Origin of the sequence: Methylopila capsulata (assembly GCF_016907975.1) — a bacterium.
In the GTDB taxonomy this organism is placed as follows: domain Bacteria; phylum Pseudomonadota; class Alphaproteobacteria; order Rhizobiales; family Methylopilaceae; genus Methylopila; species Methylopila capsulata.
Genome location: NZ_JAFBCY010000003.1, coordinates 1 through 24,750 on the forward strand (window position 1 = coordinate 1; position 24,750 = coordinate 24,750).

The window sequence follows — 24,750 nt, forward strand, 5'->3', positions numbered from 1 at the left end:
ATCGCCGCCGTCAGAGACGTCTTGCCATGGTCAACATGACCAATCGTCCCAATGTTGCAATGCGGCTTCGTCCGCGCGAACTTTTCCTTGGCCATCAGCGGTATCCTGCGTGAAGTCTCGTGTTTGGCGAGAAGCGACGCTCCTCTAGGCGGGTTTCGCTCGTTTCACAAGCGGTAAAAACGCGGCCGTTTCAACGACGGCACGCAGCCCCCATGCCGTACGCCGCAAAATAGCGAAAGCCTCCCCCGCTCAGCCTTGGATCTTGGGACGGCGGCGGCTGTCCTAGCGAGGCCTGAGATTGGGTTTCCCCACCCTCAGGCCGAACGGCTCAGGCTGGAGGATTGGAGCGGGTGAAGGGAATCGAACCCTCGTATTCAGCTTGGAAGGCTGCTGCTCTACCATTGAGCTACACCCGCGCGAGAGGGCCGGTGGATGGTGGAGGGGGTTGGATTTGAACCAACGTAGGCTGAGCCAACGGATTTACAGTCCGTCCCCTTTAACCACTCGGGCACCCCTCCACAGTCCGGCCCGTAGGCTCATCGCCTGCGGGACGATGCGAGCCGCGGCGCATCCCAGGACGCAACGCGTTTCGCGGCGCTGCTTTTGCGGGGCGGAGGCCGCGGTGTCAACCGGAAAACATGTCTCCATCCCCAACCGCCGGGCGACGAGCGCCCGACATACCGGCCGCCGCCGACGTCAGGCCGCCTCGACCGCCACCACCCCGGGCACCGTTCGCAGCGCGCCCGCGATCTGGGGCGACACGCGGTAGCGGCCGGGGAGCCGGATCTCGACTTCGGTCTCGCCCTCCTCGAGCATCAACACCACCGCGACCTCCCCGTCGCCGCCGGGCTCGAGCCGCTTGGCCAACGCGTCCATCGGGTCCGGCGCCCGCATGAAGACCCGCACCGACCGCTGCAGCTTCTCGGCGGCGCGGTCGAGCGGCTCGACGCTTTCCAGGCGCAACCGGACTTCGTCGCCTTCCACCGCGGCGCTGACCGAGACGATCACCGGTGTGTTGGGCTCCAGCAGGTCCCGATGCTTGGCGAGCCCCTCGGAAAAGATCACGGCCTCGTAGTGGCCCGTCGGATCGGACAGCATGATGACGCCCATGCGATTGCCCGATTTGGTCTTGCGTTCCTGCCGGGCGAGCACGGTGGCGGCGAGCCTCCCCGCCGTGGCGCCCTGTTTCGCCGCCGCGACGAAGTCGGCATAGCTGCGTACCCGCAGCTTCGCGAGCAATGGCTTGTAGTCGTCGAGCGGATGGCCGGAGAGGAAGAAGCCGACCGAATCGTACTCGCGCTTCAGGCGCTCGCCGGTCGACCAGCTCTCGTGCGGCGACGGGCGGATGGGGTCAGCCGAACCGCCGAACATGTCGTGCTGGCCGACCGCCGCCGAATCGCGGGTGCGCGAGGCGACGCCCATGATGCCCTCGACGCAGGCGAGCGCCCGCGCCCGGTCCGGCTCCAGCGCGTCCAGCGCCCCGGCCTGAATCAGGCTCTCCAGCGCCCGTTTGGGCAGCGCCTTGGCGTCGAGCCGCCGGGCGAAGTCCGGCAGATCCGCGAAGCGCTTGGCGCGACTCGCGGCGACCAACCCTTCCACCGCCTGGCCGCCGACGCCCTTCAGCGCCGCCAGCGCATAGAGAATCGCGCCGTCGTCCACGTCGAAAGCGACGGCGGAGCGGTTGACGCACGGCGGCTTCACCGGGATGCCGAGGCGGATCGCCTCCTGGCGGAACTCGGCCAGCTTGTCGGTCGAACCCATATCGAGGGTCATCGAGGCCGCCAGGAACTCTACGGGGTAATTCGCCTTGAGATAGGCGGTCTGGTAGGCGACGAGCGCATAGGCCGCCGCGTGGCTTTTGTTGAAGCCGTAGTCCGCGAACTTCGCGAGCAGGTCGAAGATCGTCGAGGAATCCGCCTTGCCGATGCCGTTGTCGACGCAGCCGGTCACGAAGCGCTCGCGCTGGGCGTCCATTTCGGCGCGGATCTTCTTGCCCATCGCCCGGCGCAGCAGGTCGGCCTCGCCCAGGGAGTACCCGGCGAGCGACTGCGCCGTCTGCATCACCTGCTCCTGGTAGATGATGACGCCGAAAGTCTCGCCCAGGATCGGCTCGAGCTTGGGGTGCGGATACTCCGGCCGCTCCTGGCCGTGTTTGCGGGCGCAGTAGACCGGGATGTTGGCCATCGGGCCCGGCCGATAGAGCGCGACCAGCGCGATGATGTCCTCGAACCGGTCCGGCTTCATGTCGGCGAGCGCGCGCCGCATACCCGCGCTTTCCAGCTGGAACACGCCGACCGTCTCGCCGCGCGAAAGCATGGCGTAGGTGTCGGCGTCGTCGAGCGGGATCTTGTCGAGCTCGACAGTCACCCCGCGCCGTTTCAGCAGGTTCACGGCGGTCGTGAGCGTCGTCAGCGTCTTGAGCCCAAGGAAGTCGAACTTCACAAGGCCCGCCGGCTCGACCCACTTCATGTTGAACTGGGTGACCGGCATGTCGGAGCGGGGATCGCGGTAGAGCGGCACCAGCTCCGACAGCGGACGGTCGCCGATCACGATGCCGGCTGCATGGGTCGAGGCGTGGCGGTAGAGCCCCTCGAGCTTGAGCGCGATGTCGAGCATGCGCCCGACCTTCTCGTCCTCCTCGCGCGCTTCAGACAGCTTGGGCTCGTCGGCCACCGCTTGCTTCAGCGTGACAGGGTTGGCCGGGTTCTGCGGCACGAGCTTGCAGAGCTTGTCGATCTGACCGTAGGGCATTTCCAGCACGCGGCCGACGTCTCGCATCACGCCGCGGGCCTGCAGGGTGCCGAAGGTGATGATCTGCGCGACGCGGTCGAGGCCGTAGCGCGCCTGGACGTAGCGGATCACCTCTTCGCGGCGGTCCTGGCAAAAGTCGATGTCGAAGTCCGGCATCGACACGCGCTCGGGATTCAGGAAGCGCTCGAACAGCAGGCCGAACCTGAGCGGGTCGAGGTCGGTGATGGTGAGGGAATAGGCGACGAGCGAACCTGCGCCCGATCCGCGGCCGGGCCCGACCGGGATGCCCTGGTCCTTGGCCCACTTGATGAAGTCGGCGACGATCAGGAAGTAGCCCGGAAACTTCATGCGCTCGATGACGCCGAGCTCGAAGTCGAGCCGGCGCTCGTAGGTCGCGACGTCGAGCTCCGGCGCTGGGCCATGTGCCGCGAGGCGGGCGGCGAGGCCGTCGACCGCTTGTCGCCGGAGTTCGGCTGCCTCGTCCACGACGCCGTCGCCGACCGTGAAACGCGGCAGGATCGGCTTCATGGTGCGCGGGCGATAGGCGCAGCGCCGCGCGATCTCGACGGTGTTGGCGGTCGCCTCCGGCAGATCGGCGAACAGCCGCACCATCTCCGCGCGGGACTTCAGGTTGTGGTCGGCCGTGAACTGGCGACGCTCGCTCTCCGCCAGAACGCGGCCTTCGGCGAGACAGATCAGCGCGTCATGGGCCTCGTGATCGCTGCGTTCCGCAAAGCGCGCGCCGTTGGTCGCGACGATCGGAATCCCTTGGGCGTAGGCGAGGTCGACCAGCGCCCCTTCCACCGCCCGCTCGTTCGCGGTGCCGTGGCGCTGGAGCTCGACGTAGAGGCCGTCGCCGTAGAGCGCCGCCAGCGTCTGCAACCGCGCCGCGGCGACGTCGTCGGCGCCTTCCAGCAGCATGCGGTCCACAGGGCCTTCGGGGCCGCCGCTCAGCGCGATCAGCCCGTCGCGGTGCGCCTCCAGCATGGCGAGGGTCGCGTGCGGGCCTTCGTTGACGTCGCTTTCGAGGAAGGCGCGGCTGCCGAGCGCCATCAGGTTGCGATAGCCGGCCTCAGAGCGCGCCAGCAGCACGATGAGCGGCCGGCCGGCGTCCTTCATCGGACGACCGGAGCGCTCCTCGCGGTCGCCGAACTCGACGTCGAGCGCCATGCCGATGATCGGCTGCACGCCGGCTGACGAGAGCTTCTCGGAAAACTCCAGCGCGCCGAACAGGTTGTCGTCGGTGAGCGCGATCGCCGGCATGTGGTCGGCCTTCGCCGCGGCGGCGATCTTCGCGACCGTCAGCGCGCCTTCGAGCAGCGAGAAGGACGAGCGCACATGAAGATGGACGAAGCCGAGATCGCCCTTCAGTCCGCCGTCGGCCATCGCGCGCCTCCCCTCATGTCGTCGCGCTCATCCTACTCCGACGCGATCGCCGGCGCGCCCCGGGAGGCGAAGGTCTCCACAGGCCAGGGCCAGGCCGCCCTCCCCGTCAGACCGCTCCGAAGGCGTCCGCCCAAAGCACCAGCGCGCCGAAGAAGGCCATGACGGAGCCGAGCTCGATCGCGCCGCCTACTATCCCTAGCACCAAGTTCCAACCGCCGGTCCGGTCCATGACGTACTCCCGTTCTGGACTTGTTATGTTCCTATTTTGTTTCTTCTCCACAGCAGGTCAAGCGCTTTCGCACAGCCTTGGGGAGCCGGCGGTCGGGGTGGTTAAGGAAGAGGGCGAAACGCCCGGCCGCAGGTTAACCCGCAGGGGCGCGCGGACGTCAAACTGAGCGCACGGCGGCCAGCTCGCCTGTGGATCGGAGCTGAAGCGCGACCCGAGACGCTCGCCAAGTCGGGCGCCTCAGCATGAGGAGGTCCCGCGCTCGTTCGACAGGCCCGACGCGCGAGCCTCTCGACCCAAACGCTGGCCGTCGCGAAACCTGCGCGTGGGCCGCGCCCGCTTAACGCCTCAGACTTCGACCAGCACCCCGTCGCGCAGGGTCACGCGGCGGTCGAGCGTCGCGGCGAGGTCGAGATTGTGGGTCGCGACCATGGCGGAGAGGCCCGAGGCGCGGGCGAGCGCCGTCAGCGTCTGGAACACGTGCGCCGAGGTGGTCGGGTCGAGGTTGCCGGTCGGTTCGTCCGCGAACAGCAGGCGCGGCGCGTTGGCGACGGCGCGGGCGATCGCGACGCGCTGCTGCTCGCCGCCGGAGAGCTCCGCCGGGCGGTGCGTCAGGCGTTTGCCGAGCCCGAGGTAGCCGAGCAGATCTTCCGCCCGGCTCTTCGCCTCGGCGGGGGCGAGGCCGCGGATCAGCTGCGGCATCACCACATTCTCGAGCGCGGAGAACTCCGGCAGCAGGTGGTGGAACTGGTAGACGAAGCCGATCTGGTTACGGCGGATCGCGGTGCGGGCGTCGTCGGACAGGCCCGAGGTCGGCTCGCCGTCGAGGAAGACCTCGCCGCTGTCCGGACGCTCCAGCAGTCCGGCGACGTGCAGCAGCGTCGACTTGCCCGTGCCCGAGGGCGCGATCAGCGCGATCGATTCGCCCGCGTTCATCACCATCGAGGCGCCGGCCAGCACCTCGAGGGTCGCCTCGCCCTGGCGGTAGCGCCGCACGACGCCGTCGAGCACCAGCAGCGGCGGGCGCTCCTCATAGGCCCCCCCGGGGCCGCCGTCGTCCTGCGGATCGGTGTGGGTGTCGACGTCGCTCATTCGTAGCGCAGCGCCTCAACGGGATCGAGCTTGGCCGCGCGCCAGGAGGGATACAGCGTGGCGAGCACCGACAGCGCGAGCGCCATCAGCACCACGGTCGCGGTCTCGCGCAGGTTGGGGTCCGCCGGCAGCTGGCTGAGGAAATAGACCTCGGGCGCGAACAGCTCGGTCCCGGTGAGATAGGCCATGAAGGCGCGGATGGCCTCGATGTTCACGCACACGATCATGCCGAGGGCGAATCCCGCCAGCGTGCCGACCACGCCGATGCTGGCCCCCGTGATCAGGAATATCCGCATCACCGACCCGCTGGTCGCGCCCATGGTGCGCAGGATCGCGATGTCACGCCCCTTGTCCTTCACCAGCATGATCAGGCCGGAGATGATGTTGAGCGCGGCCACCAGCACGATCAGCGTGAGGATCAGGAACATCACGTTCCGCTCCACCTCCAGCGCCGAGAAGAAGGTCTTGTTGCGGTCGCGCCAGTCCAGCAGGTAGACGGCGCGGCCGGCGGCGGCCTGCAGCTCGGGCTTGACCTTGTCGATGGCGTCGGGGTCGTCGAGGTAGATCTCCATCGAGGAGACGTCGTCCTCGCGGTTGAAATAGGCCTGCGCCTCGGCGAGCGGCATGAAGACGATGGCCGCGTCGTACTCCGACATGCCGATCTCGAAGATCGCCGCCACGCGGTAGCCCTTGATGCGCGGCGTCACGCCCATGGGCGTTACCGCGCCGCGCGGGGTGACGAGCGAGATGGTGTCGCCGGCGCGCACGCCGAGCTGCTCCGCGAGGCGGCGGCCGATCAGCAGCCCCTCCCCGTCGTCGAAGCCTTCCAGCGTGCCCTCGCGGATGGTGCGCGAGACCAGCGGCAGCTTGCCCAGCTCCTGCGCGCGCACGCCCCGCACCAGCACGCCGCCCGACGCGGAGGGCGACGACACCAGCGCCTGCCCCTCCACCTGGGGAATGACGTACTTCACGCCGTCGACCTTCCCCAGCCGGTCGGCCAGCGCGAGGTAGTCCGTCAGAGGCCCGTCGATGGGCTGCACCACGGCGTGGCCGTTGATGCCGAGGATCTTGGACATGAGCTCGGTGCGGAAGCCGTTCATCACCGCCATCACGATGATCAGGGTTGCGACGCCAAGCGTGATGCCGAGGAAGGAGAAGCCCGCGATGACCGAGATGAAGCCCTCGCGGCGGCGGGCGCGGAGATAGCGTCCCGCGATCAGCCACTCGAAACGGGCGAAGGGCCGCGTCGCGCCGGGCGCGGCTCCGTCGGCGGCGTCGCGGGCGTCCGTCATCCGGGGCGTCAGCTCGCGGTCAGCGCGTTGAGGGCGGCGTCGACGCTCAGCTGCTCGGGCGCGCCCGGGCCGCGGCGCTTCAGCTCCACCACGCCGTTCGCAAGGCCCTTCGGCCCGACGACGAGGCGCCAGGGCAGGCCGATGAGGTCCATGGTCGCGAACTTCGCGCCGGCCCGGTCGTCGGTGTCGTCGTAGAGCACGTCGATGCCCTGCCCTTTGAGCTTGGCGTAGAGGTCTTCGCAGGCCGCGTCGCAGTTCGAATCGCCGGGCTTGAGGTTCACGAGCCCGACCTTGAACGGCGCGACCGTATCCGGCCAGATGATTCCGGCGTCGTCATGGCCGGCCTCGATGATCGCGGCGGCGAGCCGCGACGGGCCGATGCCGTAGGAGCCCATGTGGACGGGAACGTCCTTGCCGTCGGGGCCGGTGACCTTGGCGCCCATGGGCTCGGAGTATTTCGTTCCGAAGTAGAAGATGTGGCCGACCTCGATGCCGCGGGCCGAAAGCCGGCTCGCCTCCGGCGTCTCGGCGAACTTCGCCTCGTCGTGCATCTCCTCGGTGGCGGCGTAGAGGCTCGTCCACTTGTCCACGATCGCCTGCAGGCCCGCCGCGTCGTCGAAGTCGACGTCGAGGCCCGGCGTGTCGAAGCTCAGATAATCCTCATGGCAGAACACGGCGCTCTCGCCGGTTTTCGCCAGGATGATGAACTCGTGGGAGAGGTCGCCGCCGATCGGGCCGGTGTCGGCCGCCATCGGGATCGCCTTCAGGCCGAGCCGCGCAAAGGTGCGGAGGTAGGCCGTGAACATGCGGTTGTAGGAGGTGCGGGCGGCCTCCTTGTCCAGGTCGAAGGAGTAGGCGTCCTTCATCAGGAACTCGCGCGAGCGCATCACGCCGAAGCGGGGCCGCACCTCGTCCCGGAACTTCCACTGGATATGGTAGAGGTTCTTCGGCAGGTCCTTGTAGGAGCGCACGCTCGACCGGAAGATCTCGGTGATCATCTCCTCGTTGGTCGGACCGTACAGCATCTCCCGGTCGTGCCGGTCCTTGATGCGCAGCATCTCCTTGCCGTAGGCGTCGTAGCGCCCGCTTTCGCGCCACAGATCGGCGAGCTGGATGGTGGGCATCATCAGCTCGATCGCGCCGGCCCGGTCCTGCTCCTCGCGGATCACGTGGCAGATGTTGTTCAGGACCTTCAACCCGAGCGGCAGCCAGGCGTAGATGCCGGCGGCCTCCTGCCGGATCATTCCCGCCCGCAGCATCAGGCGGTGGGAGACGATCTCCGCCTCCTTGGGCGCGTCGCGCAGGATGGGCATGAAGTAACGGCTGAGGCGCATGACGTCCGACGGCTCCGGGAGAGGACGCGGGCGAAGCGGCAAATCGCACGCCCGCGCGACGGCCGGAACGAAACCCGATGCCCCCGCAAAACACAAGCCGCGACGTCGCCGCGTCGCCCTCTCCGCCGATTTCGTTGATTTCCGAGCGCGCGCGCACCGGATTTCGGACCGCGAACTTTTGGCTCTTTTTTTCGGCGCCAGATGCACAAATAGGTGACAACCCGTCGCAGGCGCGCTACGGTCTCGACATAACAAAGGGCCGCCCGGCGACGTTGCCACGCTGGGCCAAACAGCGGTCCAAGTCTTGGGAGGATGTCCGTTCATCGCGTCTTCGACGCGTTAAACGGTCGACAAGCGCCGAAGTCCCGCACCGCTCGCGGCGCGTCGACCTAGAACGGGCTCGGAAGAGAAACTCCAAAAAAGCAGGGCGCAGGCTCTGCTTTTTTTATTTGCGCGGGTGGCGGCCGGGCGCGCGGCGGCCTCGACGCCGAACGCGCCGTCATGGCTCAGAACGCCCGATCCCTGCACCGACGACAGCCCGCGCAACGCCGTCATGATCCGGCTTGACCGGACCATCCACGTCCGGCGTCGAGCGCTGCGTCCAAGATGACCCCTCCGGTCGAGCCGGAGGAGAGGGGTCAGAAAAGCAACGCGCGGGCCTTCCCTTCTCCCCTTGCGGGAGAAGGTGGCGCGCAGCGCCGGATGAGGGGTCGTCCGGAACATCCTGAACGCCGACGAGGGCGTCCCGGACGACCCCTCACCCTTACCCTCTCCCGCAGGGGGAGAGGGGGACCACAACGGCGAGCGTTATCTTCAAGGTCAACAGTCTCGCTCCGCCGACGTCGGAGAGGGATCCTCAGGTCAAGCCGGAGGACCACAGTCTCGGGCGGGCCGGACCATCGCACCGCCACGCGTCTCCGGTCGCGAGGAGACGCGTCCTAAACCTGCTCGAACTTGGGGAAGAACGGCACGTCGTCGAGCGTGAAATGGTTTTGGGTCAGCAGCCAGAACACGAACAGGAACACGCCGGTGGCGGCAAGCGTGGTGAGGCCGATGATGCGCCAGCCGCGGGGTCGGATCGGGGCGCTGGGTTCGGTGCCGGGGATCACCTCGCCGGCGTCGAGCTGGGTGCGCATGCCGAACGGCAGGATCGCGAACAGCGTGATCCACCAGATCACGAAGTAGATCGCCGCCCAGCTGACCAGCGGGAAGATCACGCCTGCTCGAGCTCCACCAGGGTGCCCAGCATGTCCTTCGGATGGAGGAACAGCACCGGCTTGCCGTGGGCGCCGATCTTCGGCTCGCCGGAGCCCAGCACGCGCGCGCCCTTGGCCTTCAGCTGATCGCGGGCGACCAGAATGTCATCCACCTCGTAGCAGACGTGGTGGATGCCGCCGGCGGGCGCGCGGTCGAGGAAGGCCTGGATCGGCGAGTTCTCGCCGAGCGGGGCGAGCAGCTCGATCTTGGTGTTGGGCAGTTCGATGAACACCACCGTCACGCCGTGGTCGGGCTCGTCGGCGGCGGGCGTCACCGTCGCGCCCAGCGTGTCGCGGTAGACCGCGGTCGCGGCCTCGAGGTCCGGCACGGCGATGGCGACGTGGTTCAGGCGGCCGATCATCTGCTTCGCTCCGTCGTCCCGGGGACGCGGCGGAGCCGCGAACAGCCGGGATTCGTGATCAGGATCAAGCGTCACGCGCCGGCGGTCGATCCCGGCTCTCCGCTCACGCTTCGGCCGGGATGACGCGCGTGGCGCAAACGCTCCCTAGCGCCCGCTCATACCCCCACCACGCTGACGTGGCATATTGGCTTTTTGCCCCATACGGTCTGCAGCTCGCCGCGGACGGCGCGCTCGATCGCCTTCTCGACCAGGCCGGCGTCGCGGCGCTTCTGGCGCGACAGGCCGTCGAGACAGTCCAGCACCGTGTCGCGCAGCACCTCGGGCATCAGGGTGCCCTCGTCGTCGCGCGGCGGCAGGCCGGTGAAGCGGATCGAGACCTCGCCCGCCACTTCGCCGCGCTCGTTGAAGCCGACCGCGATCGACACAACGCCCGCGAAGGCGAGCTTGCGGCGCTCGGGAATGGTCTGCTCGGTCGCGTAGATCATCACGCGGCCGTCCTTGAGCATCCGCCCGGTGGGGACGTTGTCGACGATCTCGACCGGGCCGCCGGCGAGCCGCACGATGTCGCCGTTGCGGACCCGCACGACCTTCGGCACGCCGACAGACTTCGCGAACTCCGCGTGGCCGTCGAGGTGGACCTCTTCGCCGTGCACCGGCACCAGCGCCTGCGGCTTGATCCAGCCGTAGAGCATGGCGAGCTCCTCCTGCCGGGGATGGCCGGAGACGTGGACGAAGTGGGTGCGGTCGGTGATGACGTCCGCGCCGCCCTCGACGAGTTTGTTGATGATGCGGCCGACCGCCTTCTCGTTGCCGGGGATGGCGCGCGAGGAGAAGATCACCCGGTCGCCCTTGGCCAACGTGACCTCCGGGTGGTCGCCCTCGGCGACGCGGGCGAGGGCCGCGCGCGGCTCGCCCTGGCTGCCGGTCATGAGCGCGACGACCTTGTTGCGCGGCAGGTAGCCGAAGGCGTCGGGGCTTAGGAAGTCGGGAACGCCCTCGAGATAGCCGAGCTCACGGGCGACGTCGGTGGCGCGCGCCATGGCGCGGCCGACCAGCACAACCTGGCGGTCGGCGGCGAGCGCCGCGTCGGCGACCGCGCGCAGGCGGCCGACGTTGGAGGCGAAGGTGGTGACGGCGACGCGGCCGGGCGCGGACTTGATCAGGCCGGCGAGGCTCTCCGCGACCTCGGACTCGGACCGCGAGATGCCTTCGCGCAGGGCGTTGGTCGAATCGCCGACGATCGCGGCGACGCCCTCCTCGCCGATGGCGCGGAACCGCGCCTCGTCGGTGGGACGGCCGAGCACGGGCGTGCGGTCGATCTTCCAGTCGCCGGTGTGGACCACCGTGCCGGCCGGCGTGCGGATCGCGAGCGCGGTCGATTCCGGGATCGAGTGCGCGACGGAGATCAGCTCGACGTCGAACGGCCCGATGGGGAAGCGCGAGCCTTCGGCCACCACGCGCACGTCGATCTTCGGGGCGTCGCGCTCGGCGGAGCGCTTGGCGGCCAGGAGGCCGGCCGCGAAGGGCGTGGCGTAGACCGGGCACTTCAGCTGCGGCCAGAGGTCGAGCAGCGCGCCGTAGTGGTCCTCATGGGCGTGGGTGAGGATGATCGCCTCGAGCGCCCCGCCCTGCGCCTTGGCGAAGCGGATGTCCGGCATGATCAGGTCGACGCCGGGCGTCGTGACCTGATCGCCGAAGGTGACGCCGCAGTCGACCATCAGCCAACGCCGCTTGCGACCCTCGCCGAAGCCGTAGAGGCCGGCATTCATGCCTATCTCCCCGACGCCGCCGAGGGGAACGAAAACCAGATCCTGCGCCATTCCCGCCCTTATTCCCGGACCGTCGCTGCGGTTCCGAAGCAAACCTCGCCAGCACTTACTGTGACAAGCGTTCCATCTGCGCCTCGTAGCACGAGGCGGCCGTCGTCATCGATCTTTTCGAACACGCCGCGCGCAATGCGGGCGCCCAGATCGACGGTCACCGTCGATCCCAGGCCCGCCGCGCGCGCCATCCAGCCTTTGCGCACCTGCGCGAAGCCGCGCCCGTCGTCCCATGTGTCGAACCACGTCGCGAAGGCGTCCGTCAACGCGACGAAGAGCTGCTCGGCCGTCGTGTCGTCGCCCCGGGCCGTAAGCGAGGCCGCCGGATAGGGCAAGCCCTCGGGCGCGGACGCCACGTTGACGCCGATCCCGACCGCGATCGCGACCCGTCCCGGCGCCGACGTGTCGGCCTCGAGCAGGATCCCCGCGAGCTTCGCGCCGTCGACGATCACGTCGTTCGGCCATTTGAGCTCGGGCCGTGTGGTGGGAGAGCCCAGCGAGGGCGCGACGGCGCGCAGCGCCTGCTCCAGCGCGAGACCCGCCACGAATCCGAGCGTGGCGGCCGTCTGGGCGGGAACGCCAAGCGTCGCGCCGAAGCTCGCCGCCAGATTCCCGCGCCCCGTGGACCACGCCCTCCCCCGCCGCCCGCGCCCCGCCGTCTGGGCCCGCGCCACGACCCAGGCCGGGCCGCGGCCCTCGCGGGCGAGCGCCAGCGCCTCGGCGTTGGTGGAGCCGACCGTGTCGTAGGCGTGCAGCGCTTGGCCGGCGGAGATTGCGCGGGGGCCCAGGGCGAAGGTCACTAGTTCGCCGCCTCGACCCAACCCGGAACGAGCAACGCGTTGCCGGCGAACAGGACGGCGGCGATGACGAGGAGTAGCGCCCGCGCCCAGCCGGCGGCGCCATCACGAAGAGCCAAGCCGGCGCTCGCTATCGCCAGAAGGCTCGGCGCAAAAACGAACGCGTTCCAGAGAAGATCGGACCGTCCCGGAACGGTCGGTTCAAAGCCCGTGATCGGATTGAAAAGCGAGAGCGATAGGAAGGCCGCGACGACGAGAACTCTCGCAGCGACGCGGAACCTCGGCCCCGTGAAAGCTAGCCCAAGCAGGCTGAGCGCCGCCTGGAAGCTCAGCACGCTCTGCACCCAGACGACATGCTGCCAGACGCGCGCCTGTCCGTCGTAAGCCAGCGCGACCAGCTCCATCGTCACCTCGCGGCCTCCCGGCGCGACAGGCGAGGGCTCAGCTCTCACCTCAGAACAGCGACTGCGCCGCGGCGCCGGCGGCGGCGGTTAGCGGGCCGGGGTAGACGAAGTAAAGCAGCGTGAAGCCGCCCGCGATGGTCAGCACAGCCTTGCCGCCGAAGCTCATCGGCTCGAAGGCCACCGTCGGCTCGTCGAAGTAGATGATCTTGACGATGCGCAGGTAGTAGAACGCGCCCACAACCGAGAGCACGAAGCCTGCGACCGCGAGCGGGTAGAGCCCCGCGTTCACTGCGGCATAGAATACGTAGAACTTCGCGAAGAAGCCGGCGAGCGGCGGGATGCCGGCGAGCGAGAACAGGATCATCGCCAGCACGAAGGCCATGGCCGGCTTGGTGCGCGACAGCCCTGCGAGGTCGGAGATGCTCTCGACGTAGGTTCCGTCCTTGAGCCGCATGGAGAGGATGCAGGCGAAGGCGCCGAGCGTCATGGCGACGTAGATCGCAAGGTAGATCATGACGCCGCGGACGCCCTCGGGCGTGCCGGCGGCGAGGCCCACCAGCGCGTAGCCCATGTGGCCGATCGAAGAGTAGGCCATCAGGCGCTTGAGGTTCTTCTGGCCGATCGCCGCGAAGGAGCCGAGCGCCATCGAGGCGAGCGCCACGAACACCACCACCTGCCGCCACTCGCTCGTGACGGAGGGGAACGCCTCCATGATCACGCGCACGAACATCGCCATGCCGGCGACCTTGGTGGCGGAGGCGAAGAAGGCGGTGATCGGCGTCGGCGCGCCCTCGTAGACGTCCGGCGTCCACATGTGGAACGGCACCGCGGAGACCTTGAACGCGAAGCCCGAGATCAGGAACACCACGCCGAAGATCAGCCCAAGCGACGCCTCGCCGCCTTTCAGCGCCTCCGCGATGTCGGCGAAGCCGACCGCGCCGGTGTAGCCATAGACCAGCGACGCGCCGTAGAGCAGCATGCCGGACGACAGCGCGCCGAGCACGAAGTACTTGAGGCCGGCCTCGGTGGAGCGCTCGTCGTCGCGGTTGATGGCGGCGATCACGTAGAGCGCGAGGCTCTGCAGCTCGAGGCCGAGGTAGAGCGCGATCAGGTCGTGCGCCGAGATCATCAGCGCCATGCCGAGCGTCGAGAGCACCACCAGGATGGCGTATTCGAAGCGGGCGAACTTGAGCCGCTCCATGTAGTCGAACGAGAGCAGCAGCGCCGCGTAGGCGCCGATGAAGGCGACGATCTTCATGAACCGCGCGAAGCCGTCCAGCACGAAGCTGCCGCCGAAGGTGACGGCGTCCGGCGCAACGACCACGGCGACGCCGGCCGCCGCCAGCAACGCCAGCGCAAGGCCGTTGATCAGCTGCGTCGAACGATCGCCCATGACGGCGCCGATGAGCACGAGCGCGAGCGACCCGACCGCGAGGATGATCTCCGGCAGCGCAGGCGCAAGGGCGGGGAAAGCTGTGGCGTCCATGGTGGTCAGCAGCCTCGATCGAAGTTTCGCTGGCGCGTCGCGACGCGCACGCCGTCATGCCCGGCGAAGCCGGGTATCCACGAGGTGGACGTCAGGCGGCGCCCGAAGTCGCGGATACCCCCGCGAAGGCGCGGGCATGACGTGGAGGAGATGACCGCGCCGTCGCGCATCCGACGCCGCATCACTGCCCCACCAGCGCGGCGGCCTTGCCGGCGCTCTCGATGGCGGCGGTGGTCTGCTGGAGCAGGCCGCCGATGGAGGCGGCGGAGAAGTCGATCACCGGCGCCGGCCACACGCCGAACAGGATGGTCAGGACCACCAGCGGCGCGAGCAGCACGATCTCCCGACGCGACAGGTCCGGGATGCCCGCCAGGTCCGGCTTTTCCAGCGCGCCGAGCACGACGCGGCGGTAGAGCCAGAGGGCGTAGCCGGCCGACAGGATCACGCCCGTGGTGGCGATCAGCGCGACCCAGGTGTTGGCCCGGAACGAGCCCATCAGCGTGAGGAACTCGCCCACGAAGCCGGAGGTGCCGGGCAGGCCGACGTTCGCCATGGTGAAGACGAGGAAGGCCGCGGCGTACCACGGCATGCGGTTCACGAGGCCGCCGAAGGCCTTGATCTCGCGGGTGTGCAGCCGGTCGTAGACCACGCCGACGCAGAGGAACAGCGCGCCCGACACCACGCCGTGGCTGATCATCTGGAACACCGCGCCCTGCACGCCCTGCTCGTTCAGCGCGAAGATGCCCATGGTGACGAAGCCCATGTGCGCGACCGAGGAGTAGGCGATCAGCTTCTTCACGTCCTCCTGCATCAGCGCGACCAGCGAGGTGTAGACGATCGCGACGACGGACAGCGTGAACACGAAGGGCGCGAAGTACTCGCTCGCCAGCGGGAACATCGGCAGCGAGAACCGCAGGAAGCCGTAGCCGCCCATCTTCAGCAGGATGCCGGCCAGGATGACCGAGCCCGCGGTCGGCGCCTCCACGTGCGCGTCCGGCAGCCAGGTGTGGACCGGCCACATCGGCATCTTCACCGCGAAGGAGGCGAAGAAGCCGAGCCACAGCCAGGTCTGCATCTCGGGCGAGAACTTGTAGGCGAGCAGCGCCACGATGTCAGTGGTGCCGGCGGTCCCGTACATCGCGAGGATGCCGACGAGCATCAGCAGCGAGCCGAGCAGCGTGTAGAGGAAGAACTTGAAGCTAGCGTAGACCCGGCGCTTGCCGCCCCAGATGCCGATGATGAGGAACATCGGGATCAGGCCGGCTTCGAAGAACAGGTAGAACAGCACGAGGTCGAGCGCGGAGAACACGCCGATCATCAGCGTTTCGAGCACGAGGAAGGCGATCATGTACTCCTTCACCCGGTGGGTGATGGAGGTCCAGGACGCCAGGATGCAGAACGGCATCAGGAAGGCCGTCAGCACCACGAAGGGCGCCGAGATGCCGTCCACGCCGAGCTTGTAGTTGATCGAGGAGCCGAGCCATTCGGCCTGCTCGACGAACTGGAAGCCGGGCTCGGCGAGATCGAACTTCGCCCACAGCACGAGTGAGACGACGAAGTTCAGCACCGTCGTCCAGAGCGCGACGTGCTTGACGTTGCGCAGGCTCGCCTCGTCCGTCCCGCGGATCATCAGCAGGAAGAAGACGCCGACCAGCGGCAGGAACGTCAGCAGCGAAAGGATGGGCCAGCCGGTCATAGCCTCACAGCCCCCGCATCAGGAACCAGGTGAAGAGGGCCGCGACGCCGATGAGCATCGCGAAGGCGTAGTGGTAGACGTAGCCGGTCTGCAGGCGGACGACGCGGTTGGTGACGTCGATCACGCGGGCCGAGATCCCGTCCGGGCCGAGCCCGTCGATGATCCGCCCGTCGCCGGTCTTCCAGAGGAAGCGGCCGATCCACTTGGCAGGGCGCACGAAGATCAGGTCGTAGAGCTCGTCGAAGTACCACTTGTTGAGCAGGAACTGGTAGATCAGCTCGTGCCGGCGCGCGAGCGCCGCCGGGATGCCGGGGCTCTTCACGTAGAACAGCCAGGCCACGGAGAAGCCGACCACCATCATCACGAACGGCGAGTACACCACCCAGGCCGGAACCTCGTGCATGTGGTGCAGGATCTCGTTGTGCTCGCCGGTGAACAGCGCGCCGTTCCAGAAGTCGTCGTACTTCTCGCCGATGAAGCGCGACTTGAACACGAGGCCGGCGAACAGCGCGCCGATGGCGAGCACCAGCAGCGGCACCGTCATGAAGCGCGGGCTCTCCTGCACGTGGCTCATGGTCTCGAGCGACGCCCGCGGCTCGCCGTGGAACGTCAGGAAGATCAGGCGCCAGGAGTAGAACGAGGTCAGCAGCGCCGCGAGCACGGTCAGCGTGAAGGCGTAGAGGCCCGCGCTGGTGTGCGCGGCGTAGGCGGCCTCGATCACGGCGTCCTTCGAGAAGTAGCCGGCGGTCAGCGGGAAGCCGGTCAGCGCCAGCGTGCCGATCACCATCATCCAGTAGGTCAGCGGGATCAGCCGGCGCAGGCCGCCCATCTTCCGCATGTCCTGCTCGTGGTGCATCGCGTGGATGACCGAGCCGCTGCCGAGGAACAGCAGCGCCTTGAAGAAGGCGTGGGTGAAGAGGTGGAACACCGCGACGCCATAGGCCCCGACCCCGAGCGCCACGAACATGTAGCCGAGCTGCGAGCAGGTCGAATAGGCGATGACGCGCTTGATGTCGTTCTGGACCAGACCGACCGTCGCCGCGAAGATCGCGGTCGTCGCGCCGACGATCGTCACCACGGTCAGCGCGTCCGGCGCGTGCTCGAACAGCGGGGACATGCGCGCAACGAGCACGATGCCCGCCGTCACCATGGTGGCGGCGTGGATCAGCGCTGAGACCGGCGTCGGGCCCTCCATCGCGTCCGGCAGCCAGGTGTGCAGGCCGAGCTGGGCCGACTTGCCCATCGCGCCCATGAACAGCAGCAGGCAGATGACGGTGAGCGCGTGCCAGTCGTGGCCGAGGAAGTGGATCGTCTTCTCCGCGGCGCCCGGCGCGTCGGCGAAGATGGTCGCGAACTGCACGCTGTCGAAGATGACGTAGGTCGCGAAGATGCCGAGCAGGAAGCCGAAGTCGCCGACGCGGTTGACCACGAAGGCCTTGATGGCGGCGGCGTTGGCGGAGGGCTTCTGGTACCAGAAGCCGATCAGCAGGTAGCTCGCGAGGCCGACGCCCTCCCAGCCGAAGAACAGCTGCACGAGATTGTCCGCCGTCACCAGCATGAGCATCATGAAGGTGAAGAGCGAGAGGTAGCCGAAGAACCGCGGACGGTGCGGATCCTCGTGCATGTAGCCGATCGAATAGAGGTGCACGAGCGCCGACACCGAGGTGACGACGACAAGCATCACCGCCGTCAGCGTGTCGACGCGGAACGCCCAGTCGATCGCGAGGCTGCCCGAGGTGATCCAGCGCAGCACGGTGACGTGCGCGTCGTTGCCCGACAGGCCGACGTCGATGAAGGCGATCCACGACAGCGCCGCCGACACCATCAGCAGGCCGGTCGTGATCAGCTCCGCGAGCCGCGAGCCCTGCGCCGCCGGCTCGACCGGGCCGTGGCCGTGGTCGTCATGCCCGTGGTCGTCGTGGCCATGCGCGTCATGGGCGTGAGAGTCATGCGCCTGCGCGTCGTGATGGCCGGCGTGGCCATGGTCGTGCGCGTGGTGGAACGCATCGAGGGGGCCGACCGCGCCGGGGTTGCGCCGGCGCGCGCCCGCGAGCGCGACGATCCCTGCGAGGATCGCGCCGAGAAGGGGGAGAAAGACGATCAGATGGTACATCAGCGGTCTGTCGGAGGCTTAAAAGCCCCTCACCCCTTCATCCGGTTGATGTCTTCGACCGCGATCGTGCCGCGGTTGCGGAAGTAGACGACGAGGATCGCGAGGCCGATGGCGGCCTCGGCGGCCGCGACGGTGAGCACGAACAGCGCGAACACCTGGCCCTTGAGATCGCCGATGTGCGTGGAGAACGCCACCAGGTTGATGTTGACGCCAAGCAGGATCAGCTCGATCGACATCAGGATGACGATGACGTTCTTGCGGTTCAGGAAGATGCCGAGCACGCCGAGCGTGAACAGGATCGCCGCGACCGTGAGGTAATGTCCGAGCGCGATCGCCATGGTCAGACCCCCGTCTCCGAAAGGCCCTGGCCCGGGCGCACCTTGACGACCTCGATCGCGGTCGCGGGACTGCGGGCGACCTGGGCGGCGATGTCCTGGCGCTTCACGCCGACGCGGCGCTCGCGCAGCGTCAGCACGATCGCGCCGATCATGGCGGTCAGCAGCACGAGGCCGGCGGCCTGGAACAGCAGCAGGTGGTCGGTGTAGAGCACGCGGCCGAGCGCCTCGGCGTTGGTGACGTCGGTCGGGATCGGCGCCTTCGCGACCACCGTGTGCGGCGCGCCGCCGACGCCCCAGGTCCCGACCACCAGCACCAGCTCGACCAGCACGATCAGCCCCACCAGCGCGCCGATCGGCAGGTACTGCAGGAAGCCGTCGCGCAGCTCGGCGAAGTCCACGTCCAGCATCATGGTCACGAACATGAACAGCACCGCGACGGCGCCGACGTAGACCACGACCAGGATCATCGCCAGGAACTCGGCGCCCATGAGAACGAACAGGCCGGCCGCGTTCACGAAGGCGAGGATGAGGAAAAGCACCGAATGCACGGGATTCTTTGACGAAATCACCATGAACGCAGATGCGACGGCGACGCCCGCGAACAGGTAAAAGAACAGCGCGGCCATACTCATGCGCGGAATTCCTTGCGCGGAAGATCAGAGCGACGGGTCGGCATCGGTCGCCTCACCGGTACGGCGCGTCGAGCGCGATGCGGCGCGCGATCTCGCGCTCCCAGCGGTCGCCGTTCGCGAGCAGGCGCTCCTTGTCGTAGTAGAGCTCCTCGCGGGTCTCGGTCGCGAACTCGAAATTCGGACCCTCGACGATCGCGTCCACCGGGCAGGCCTCCTGGCAGAAGCCGCAGTAGATGCACTTCACCATGTCGATGTCGTAGCGGGTCGTGCGGCGCGTGCCGTCGTTGCGGCGCGGGCCGGCCTCGATCGTGATGGCCTGCGCCGGGCAGATCGCCTCGCACAGCTTGCACGCGATGCAGCGCTCCTCGCCGTTGGGATAGCGGCGCAGGACGTGCTCTCCCCGGAAGCGCGGCGAGATCGCGCCCTTCTCGAAGGGGTAGTTGATGGTCGCCTTCGGCCGGAAGAAGTAGCGCATCGACAGAAAAAACGCCGACACGAACTCCTTCAGGAACAGCGAGCGGGCCGCTTGATCGAGCCGCATCTCAACCCTCGTTTCGTTTGCGAGCCGTCATCAGCCCGCCAGCAATTCCGCCGCCACGTAGCCCACGACCGCGATCTCCACGATCGTCGTGACGATGACGATCGGACCGGCGAGCCGGCGGATCGTCGTGAACTTCCTGGCGTCCTCGGGGGACGCCGTCTCGATCTGCCGGTCGACCCCGGCGTTGATCGCCTTCGCGCCGAGCCAGCCCAGCAACGCGCCGACGGCCGCTCCCAGAACGGCGCCGGCCAGTCCCGGCGTCATCCGCCGAGATATCCGCCGAGCGCCGCCCCGCCGACGGCGCCCCCGACCGCGAACAGGCCCGGAAACACGATGGCGTAGACTTGCCGGGTCGGGCCCTCGAGCAGGTCCGGCCGCCGGATGCCGCCGCGGCGCCGTTGCTGCTCCAGCACGCGCGGCAGCGCCACGCGTCCGAACAGCATGCCGAGCGCCAGCCCCAGCATGAGGCCCACGAGGCCCCCGACGAAGGTCACGGCGCCCACCCCGTGAACTGCAGCACCGCCGCCACGATCACGACCATCGCGAGCGAGATCGGCAGGAACACCTTCCAGCCGAGTCGCATCAGCTGGTCGTAGCGGTAGCGCGGCACGAAGGCCTTCACCATGGCGAACATGAAGAACACCAGGCACATCTTCCCGACGAACCAGAACACGCCGGGAATCCAGGTGAAGGGCGCGAACGGGATCGGCGACAGCCAGCCGCCGAGGAACAGGATCGTCGTCAGCGCGCACATGGTCATGATGGCCACGTACTCGCCGAGCATGAACAGCAGGTACGGCGTCGAGGCGTACTCGGTCATGAAGCCCGCCACGAGCTCCGACTCCGCTTCCGGCAGGTCGAACGGCGGCCGGTTGGTCTCGGCCAGCGCCGAGATGAAGAACACCACGAACATCGGGAACAGCGGCAGCCAGTACCAACCGAACACGCCGGCGGCGGTGTCCTGGGCGCGCACGATGTCGGAGAGGTTCAGCGAGCCGACGCAGAGCAGCACGCAGATGATCACGAAGCCGATCGAGACCTCGTAGGACACCATCTGCGCGGCCGAGCGCAGGGCGCCGAGGAACGGGTACTTCGAGTTCGACGCCCAGCCGCCCATGATGACGCCGTAGACGCCGAGCGACGAGATCGCGAACACATAGAGGATTCCGACGTTGAGATCCGCGATCGCCCAGCCGTCCGCGAGCGGGATCACCGCCCAGGCGCCGAGCGCGAGGAAGCAGGTCACCAGCGGCGCGAGCAGGAACACGCCCTTGTTCGCGCTGGACGGGATCACCGGCTCCTTCAGCACGAACTTGAGCAGGTCGGCGAAGGACTGGAACAGGCCGAACGGTCCGACCACGTTGGGACCGCGGCGGAGCTGCACCGCCGCCCAGACCTTGCGGTCCGCCAGCAGGATGTAGGCGATGAACACGAGCAGCGCGACGAGCAGCGCGACGCTCTGGAGCAGGATCAGCAGGATCTGGAGAACGGTGTCCACGACTTACTCCGCCGCCTGCGCGAGCGACCCGCGCTTGAGCGCGCTCATCTCGGCCATGATGGCCGAAGCGCGCGCGATCGGGTTCGTCAGGTGGAAATCGGCGACGGCGTTGACGAAGGCGTCGCCCGAGAGCGCGCCGCCTGCGTGGCCCGACAGGTCCGCCGGCTCGCCGGCGGCGATCTCGTCGACCGCCGCGAAGTGCGGATGCGCCGCGTAGAGCGCGGCCCGCAGCTGCGGCAGCGAGTCGTAGGGCAGCCGCGCGCCGACGGCGTCGGAGAGCGCACGCAGGATCGCCCAGTCCTCGCGGCCTTCGCCGGGCGGGAAGGTCGCGCGGTTCGCGACCTGCACGCGGCCTTCGGTGTTCACGTAGGTACCGGACTTCTCGACATAGGCCGCGCCGGGCAGGATGACGTCGGCGCGGTGCGCGCCACGGTCGCCGTGAGTGCCGAGGTAGACCACGAAGGCGCCGGGAGCGACCTCGATCTCGTCCGCGCCCAGCAGGAAGGCCACGTCGAGCGCGCCGGGCGCCGCCATCTCGGCGGCGGTCTTGCCCCCCTGCCCCGGCGTGAAGCCGAGGTCGAGCGCGCCGACGCGTGAGGCCGCGGCGTGCAGCACCGACAGGCCGTTCCAGCCCGCGGCGACGTTTGCGCCGGACGCCAACTTGGAGGCCGCGGCGAGCACGGCGAGGCCGTCTTCCCGCGCCAGCGCGCCGGCGCCGACGATGACGAGCGGCCGCGCGGCCTTGGCGAGGATCTCGGCGAAGCCGCTCTTGCCCTCGACGATCTCGGTCAGCGAGCCCGTGCCCGCGCCGAGGTGCTCGGCGCCGTAGGTCAGGTCCGCGCGCTCGCCCACGAGACCGACGCGGACCTCGCCGAGGCGCCAGCGCTTGCGGATGCGGGCGTTCAGCACCGGCGCCTCGAGGCGCGGGTTGGTCCCGATCAGCAGGATCGCGTCGGCCTGGTCGACGCCGGCGATGGTGGCGTTGAACAGATAGCTCGCGCGGCCGAGCGAGGGATCGAGCGCCGAGCCGTCCTGGCGGCAGTCGAGGTTGATCACCCCGAGCCGGCCGAACAGATCCTTAAGCGCGAAGATCTCCTCCACCGCCGCCAGATCGCCGACGATCGCGCCCACGCGGGCCTTGTCCGCCGCCTTGATCTTCGCGGCGACATGGCCGAGCGCCTCGGGCCAGGAGGCCGGCCGGAGGCGACCGTTCTCACGCACGTAAGGGCGGTCGAGCCGCTGGGTGCGCAGGCCGTCCCAGATGAAGCGGGTCTTGTCGGAGATCCACTCCTCGTTCACGTCCTCGTTCGTGCGCGGCAGGATGCGCATGACCTCGCGGCCGCGGGCGTCGACGCGGATCGCCGAGCCCAGCGCGTCCATCACGTCGATCGACTCGGTCTTGCTGAGCTCCCACGGCCGCGCCTGGAAGGCGTAGGGCTTCGAGGTCAGCGCGCCGACCGGGCAGAGGTCAATGACGTTGCCCTGAAGCTCCGACGACATGGCGGATTCCAAGTAGGTCGTGATCTCCATGTCCTCGCCGCGGCCGATGGCGCCGATCTCGGCGCAGCCGGCGACTTCCGCCACGAAGCGGACGCAGCGGGTGCAATGGATGCAGCGCGTCATCGTCGTCTTGACGAGCGGGCCGATGTACTTGTCCTCGACCGCGCGCTTGTTCTCGTGGAAGCGCGAGCCCGAGACGCCGTAGGCCATGGCCTGGTCCTGCAGGTCGCACTCGCCGCCCTGATCGCAGATCGGGCAGTCCAGCGGGTGGTTGATGAGCAGGAACTCCATCACCCCCTCGCGCGCCTTCTTCACCATCGGCGAACGGGTGGAGACCACCGGCGGCTCGCCGTTCGGGCCGGGACGCAGGTCGCGCACGCCCATGGCGCAGGAGGCCACCGGCTTCGGCGGTCCGCCCTTCACCTCGACGAGGCACATCCGGCAGTTGCCGGCGATCGACAGCCGCTCATGGAAGCAGAAGCGCGGAATCTCGGCCCCCGCGGCCTCGCAGGCCTGCAGGATGGTGTAGTCGGCCGGGACATCGACCTCGGCGCCGTCGACGATGAGTTTGGTCATAAACCCGTCCCCCTTCGCGACGCTCGCATCACCTGGCAATCTTGAAATGGCGTGGGATTTAGTCCAACGCCATCCTTTACCAGAATGCTATTTACATCCAGAAATTCGACAACAAGCTTTAAGTGCATCCGATCACACTTGATGATCGCATTACCTTCAATTGAACTCGGAATTTCCAGGTAGCAATAGCTACCATTGTATTCCGCATGAGGTATCGCATCAGAAATGACCAGCCGCGAACTTCCATTCTCGGAGCAATACTCCCGCGCAAGCGCAAACGCTGGCAACGAAAGCCAAGCTTGAAAGAGGCATCCCACAAGAGCGGCGTACCGAAACATCGCCCCTCACTCCGCCGCCACGGCGAAGTCCCGCGGGGCGGGGTTCGCGGCGTAGTCGTCGATGCGCTTTTCGATTTCGTGGCGGTAGTGCCGGATCAGGCCCTGCACCGGCCAGGCCGCGGCGTCGCCGAGCGCGCAGATCGTGTGGCCTTCGACCTGGGTCGAGACCTCCAGCAGCATGTCGATCTCGCGTTTTTCCGCGCGGCCGACCGCCATGCGCTCCAGCACGCGCCACATCCAGCCGGTGCCCTCGCGGCACGGCGTGCACTGGCCGCAGCTCTCGTGCTTGTAGAAGTGCGAGATCCGGGCGATAGCGCGGACGATGTCGGTGGACTTGTCCATGACGATCACGGCCGCGGTGCCGAGGCCGGACTTGAGGTTGCGCAGCGTGTCGAAGTCCATCGACAGGTCCTGGCACTGGTGCTCGGGGAGCACCGGCACGGAGGAGCCGCCGGGGATGACCGCGTAGAGGTTGTCCCAGCCGCCGCGGATGCCGCCGCAGTGCTTCTCCACCAGCTCGCGGAAGGAGATGCCCATCTCCTCCTCGACGTTGCACGGCCGCTCGACGTGACCGGAGATCGAGAACAGCTTGGTGCCGGTGTTGTTGGGCTTTCCCATGCCGGCGAACCAGGCGCCGCCGCGGCGCAGGATGGTGCCGGCGACCGCGATCGACTCGACGTTGTTCACCGTCGTCGGGCAGCCGTAGAGGCCCATGTTGGCCGGGAACGGCGGCTTCAGCCGCGGCATGCCCTTCTTGCCCTCGAGGCTCTCCAGAAGGGCCGTCTCCTCGCCGCAGATGTAGGCGCCGGCGCCGTGGTGGACGTAGATGTCGAAGGGGTAGCCGTGCTTGTTGTTCTTACCGACGAGATTGGCCGCATAGGCCTCGTCGACCGCGCGCTGCAGAGCTTCCTTCTCGCGGACGTATTCGCCGCGGATGTAGATGTAGCAGGCGTTGGCGTGCATCGCGAAGGACGCGATCAGGCAGCCCTCGATCAGGAGATGCGGGTCGTTCCGCATGATCTCCCGGTCCTTGCAGGTGCCGGGCTCGGACTCGTCGGCGTTGACCACGAGGTAGTGCGGGCGGCCTTCCTGAGGCTTCGGCATGAAGGACCACTTCAGGCCCGTCGGGAAGCCCGCGCCGCCGCGGCCGCGGAGGCCCGACGCCTTCATCTCGGCGACGATCCAGTCCCGGCCCTTTTCGAGCAGGAACTTGGTCTCGTCCCAGGCGCCGCGCTTGAGCGCGTTCTCGAGGTCGGCGCCGCGGCGGCCGTTGAGGTTCGTGAAGATGCGGTCGCGATCGGTCAGCATGGCG

The 24,750-nt window shown here is 68.2% G+C and carries 22 protein-coding genes and 2 tRNA genes; all 24 read right to left on the reverse strand.

Translation table 11 applies throughout. From position 1 onward, the window contains the following. The coding region (locus JOD31_RS11235; protein ID WP_139221393.1) for a GTP-binding protein at positions 1-95 on the reverse strand (95 nt) is incomplete at its 3' end. 247 nt (positions 96-342) lie between these two features. Continuing rightward, positions 343-416, reverse strand: a tRNA-Gly gene (locus JOD31_RS11240). 17 nt (positions 417-433) lie between these two features. Further along, positions 434-518: transfer RNA gene (locus JOD31_RS11245), tRNA-Tyr, on the reverse strand. Positions 519-696: 178 nt separating this feature from the next. Further along, positions 697-4,137: a DNA polymerase III subunit alpha gene (gene dnaE, locus JOD31_RS11250; RefSeq protein WP_204950452.1), complete on the reverse strand. Its 3,441-nt coding sequence runs from the start codon at positions 4,135-4,137 to the stop codon at positions 697-699. A 106-nt stretch (positions 4,138-4,243) separates the two neighbouring features. Further along, positions 4,244-4,366 carry a hypothetical protein gene (locus JOD31_RS19635; protein WP_271206172.1) on the reverse strand — a complete coding sequence of 41 codons (123 nt, stop codon included), beginning with the start codon at positions 4,364-4,366 and terminating at the stop codon, positions 4,244-4,246. A gap of 345 nt (positions 4,367-4,711) precedes the next feature. Then, positions 4,712-5,455 carry an ABC transporter ATP-binding protein gene (locus tag JOD31_RS11255; protein ID WP_246482473.1) on the reverse strand — a complete coding sequence of 248 codons (744 nt, stop codon included), beginning with the start codon at positions 5,453-5,455 and terminating at the stop codon, positions 4,712-4,714. After that, positions 5,452-6,747 (reverse strand): lipoprotein-releasing ABC transporter permease subunit, encoded by a 1,296-nt coding sequence (locus tag JOD31_RS11260; protein WP_204950453.1) that lies wholly within the window; start codon positions 6,745-6,747, stop codon positions 5,452-5,454. Before JOD31_RS11260 ends, JOD31_RS11255 begins: the two co-directional genes overlap by 4 nt. An 8-nt stretch (positions 6,748-6,755) precedes the next feature. Further along, a complete protein-coding gene (gene proS / locus JOD31_RS11265; RefSeq protein WP_204950454.1) occupies positions 6,756-8,081 on the reverse strand; it encodes a proline--tRNA ligase in 1,326 nt (441 codons plus the stop codon). 938 nt (positions 8,082-9,019) lie between these two features. Next, on the reverse strand, positions 9,020-9,298 hold the full coding sequence (locus tag JOD31_RS11270) for a DUF1467 family protein (RefSeq protein ID WP_204950456.1): 279 nt from the start codon (positions 9,296-9,298) through the stop codon (positions 9,020-9,022). Then, on the reverse strand, positions 9,295-9,699 hold the full coding sequence (mce, locus tag JOD31_RS11275) for a methylmalonyl-CoA epimerase (protein WP_204950463.1): 405 nt from the start codon (positions 9,697-9,699) through the stop codon (positions 9,295-9,297). Before mce ends, JOD31_RS11270 begins: the two co-directional genes overlap by 4 nt. Before the next feature lie 155 nt (positions 9,700-9,854). Further along, positions 9,855-11,519: a ribonuclease J gene (locus tag JOD31_RS11280; protein WP_204950464.1), complete on the reverse strand. Its 1,665-nt coding sequence runs from the start codon at positions 11,517-11,519 to the stop codon at positions 9,855-9,857. 8 nt (positions 11,520-11,527) lie between these two features. Then, a complete protein-coding gene (locus tag JOD31_RS11285; protein WP_204950465.1) occupies positions 11,528-12,319 on the reverse strand; it encodes a biotin--[acetyl-CoA-carboxylase] ligase in 792 nt (263 codons plus the stop codon). After that, the gene (locus JOD31_RS11290; protein WP_204950467.1) at positions 12,319-12,720 is read right to left on the reverse strand and encodes a hypothetical protein; all 402 of its coding nucleotides are present in this window, start codon (positions 12,718-12,720) and stop codon (positions 12,319-12,321) included. The genes JOD31_RS11285 and JOD31_RS11290 overlap by 1 nt, the downstream gene beginning before the upstream one ends. A gap of 49 nt (positions 12,721-12,769) precedes the next feature. Then, positions 12,770-14,206, reverse strand: coding sequence for an NADH-quinone oxidoreductase subunit NuoN (gene nuoN, locus JOD31_RS11295; RefSeq protein WP_204950468.1), 1,437 nt, complete (start codon positions 14,204-14,206; stop codon positions 12,770-12,772). A 181-nt stretch (positions 14,207-14,387) separates the two neighbouring features. Next, positions 14,388-15,902 (reverse strand): NADH-quinone oxidoreductase subunit M, encoded by a 1,515-nt coding sequence (locus tag JOD31_RS11300; protein WP_204950469.1) that lies wholly within the window; start codon positions 15,900-15,902, stop codon positions 14,388-14,390. Between the two features lie 4 nt (positions 15,903-15,906). After that, on the reverse strand, positions 15,907-18,015 hold the full coding sequence (nuoL, locus tag JOD31_RS11305) for an NADH-quinone oxidoreductase subunit L (RefSeq protein WP_204950470.1): 2,109 nt from the start codon (positions 18,013-18,015) through the stop codon (positions 15,907-15,909). A gap of 29 nt (positions 18,016-18,044) precedes the next feature. After that, positions 18,045-18,353 carry an NADH-quinone oxidoreductase subunit NuoK gene (nuoK, locus tag JOD31_RS11310; RefSeq protein ID WP_204950471.1) on the reverse strand — a complete coding sequence of 103 codons (309 nt, stop codon included), beginning with the start codon at positions 18,351-18,353 and terminating at the stop codon, positions 18,045-18,047. Positions 18,354-18,355: 2 nt separating this feature from the next. Continuing rightward, positions 18,356-18,985, reverse strand: a complete 630-nt coding sequence (locus JOD31_RS11315; protein ID WP_204950472.1) for an NADH-quinone oxidoreductase subunit J — start codon at positions 18,983-18,985, stop codon at positions 18,356-18,358. A 52-nt stretch (positions 18,986-19,037) separates the two neighbouring features. Beyond that, positions 19,038-19,526, reverse strand: a complete 489-nt coding sequence (gene nuoI / locus JOD31_RS11320; RefSeq protein WP_020185822.1) for an NADH-quinone oxidoreductase subunit NuoI — start codon at positions 19,524-19,526, stop codon at positions 19,038-19,040. A 30-nt stretch (positions 19,527-19,556) separates the two neighbouring features. After that, positions 19,557-19,790, reverse strand: a complete 234-nt coding sequence (locus JOD31_RS11325) for a hypothetical protein (RefSeq protein WP_204950473.1) — start codon at positions 19,788-19,790, stop codon at positions 19,557-19,559. Then, positions 19,787-20,020, reverse strand: a complete 234-nt coding sequence (locus JOD31_RS11330) for a hypothetical protein (RefSeq protein WP_204950474.1) — start codon at positions 20,018-20,020, stop codon at positions 19,787-19,789. The genes JOD31_RS11325 and JOD31_RS11330 overlap by 4 nt, the downstream gene beginning before the upstream one ends. Further along, the gene (gene nuoH / locus JOD31_RS11335; RefSeq protein WP_204950475.1) at positions 20,017-21,024 is read right to left on the reverse strand and encodes an NADH-quinone oxidoreductase subunit NuoH; all 1,008 of its coding nucleotides are present in this window, start codon (positions 21,022-21,024) and stop codon (positions 20,017-20,019) included. The genes JOD31_RS11330 and nuoH overlap by 4 nt, the downstream gene beginning before the upstream one ends. Before the next feature lie 3 nt (positions 21,025-21,027). Beyond that, on the reverse strand, positions 21,028-23,100 hold the full coding sequence (nuoG, locus tag JOD31_RS11340; protein WP_204950476.1) for an NADH-quinone oxidoreductase subunit NuoG: 2,073 nt from the start codon (positions 23,098-23,100) through the stop codon (positions 21,028-21,030). A gap of 344 nt (positions 23,101-23,444) precedes the next feature. Beyond that, on the reverse strand, positions 23,445-24,746 hold the full coding sequence (gene nuoF, locus JOD31_RS11345) for an NADH-quinone oxidoreductase subunit NuoF (protein ID WP_204950477.1): 1,302 nt from the start codon (positions 24,744-24,746) through the stop codon (positions 23,445-23,447). Positions 24,747-24,750: the final 4 nt, after the last annotated feature.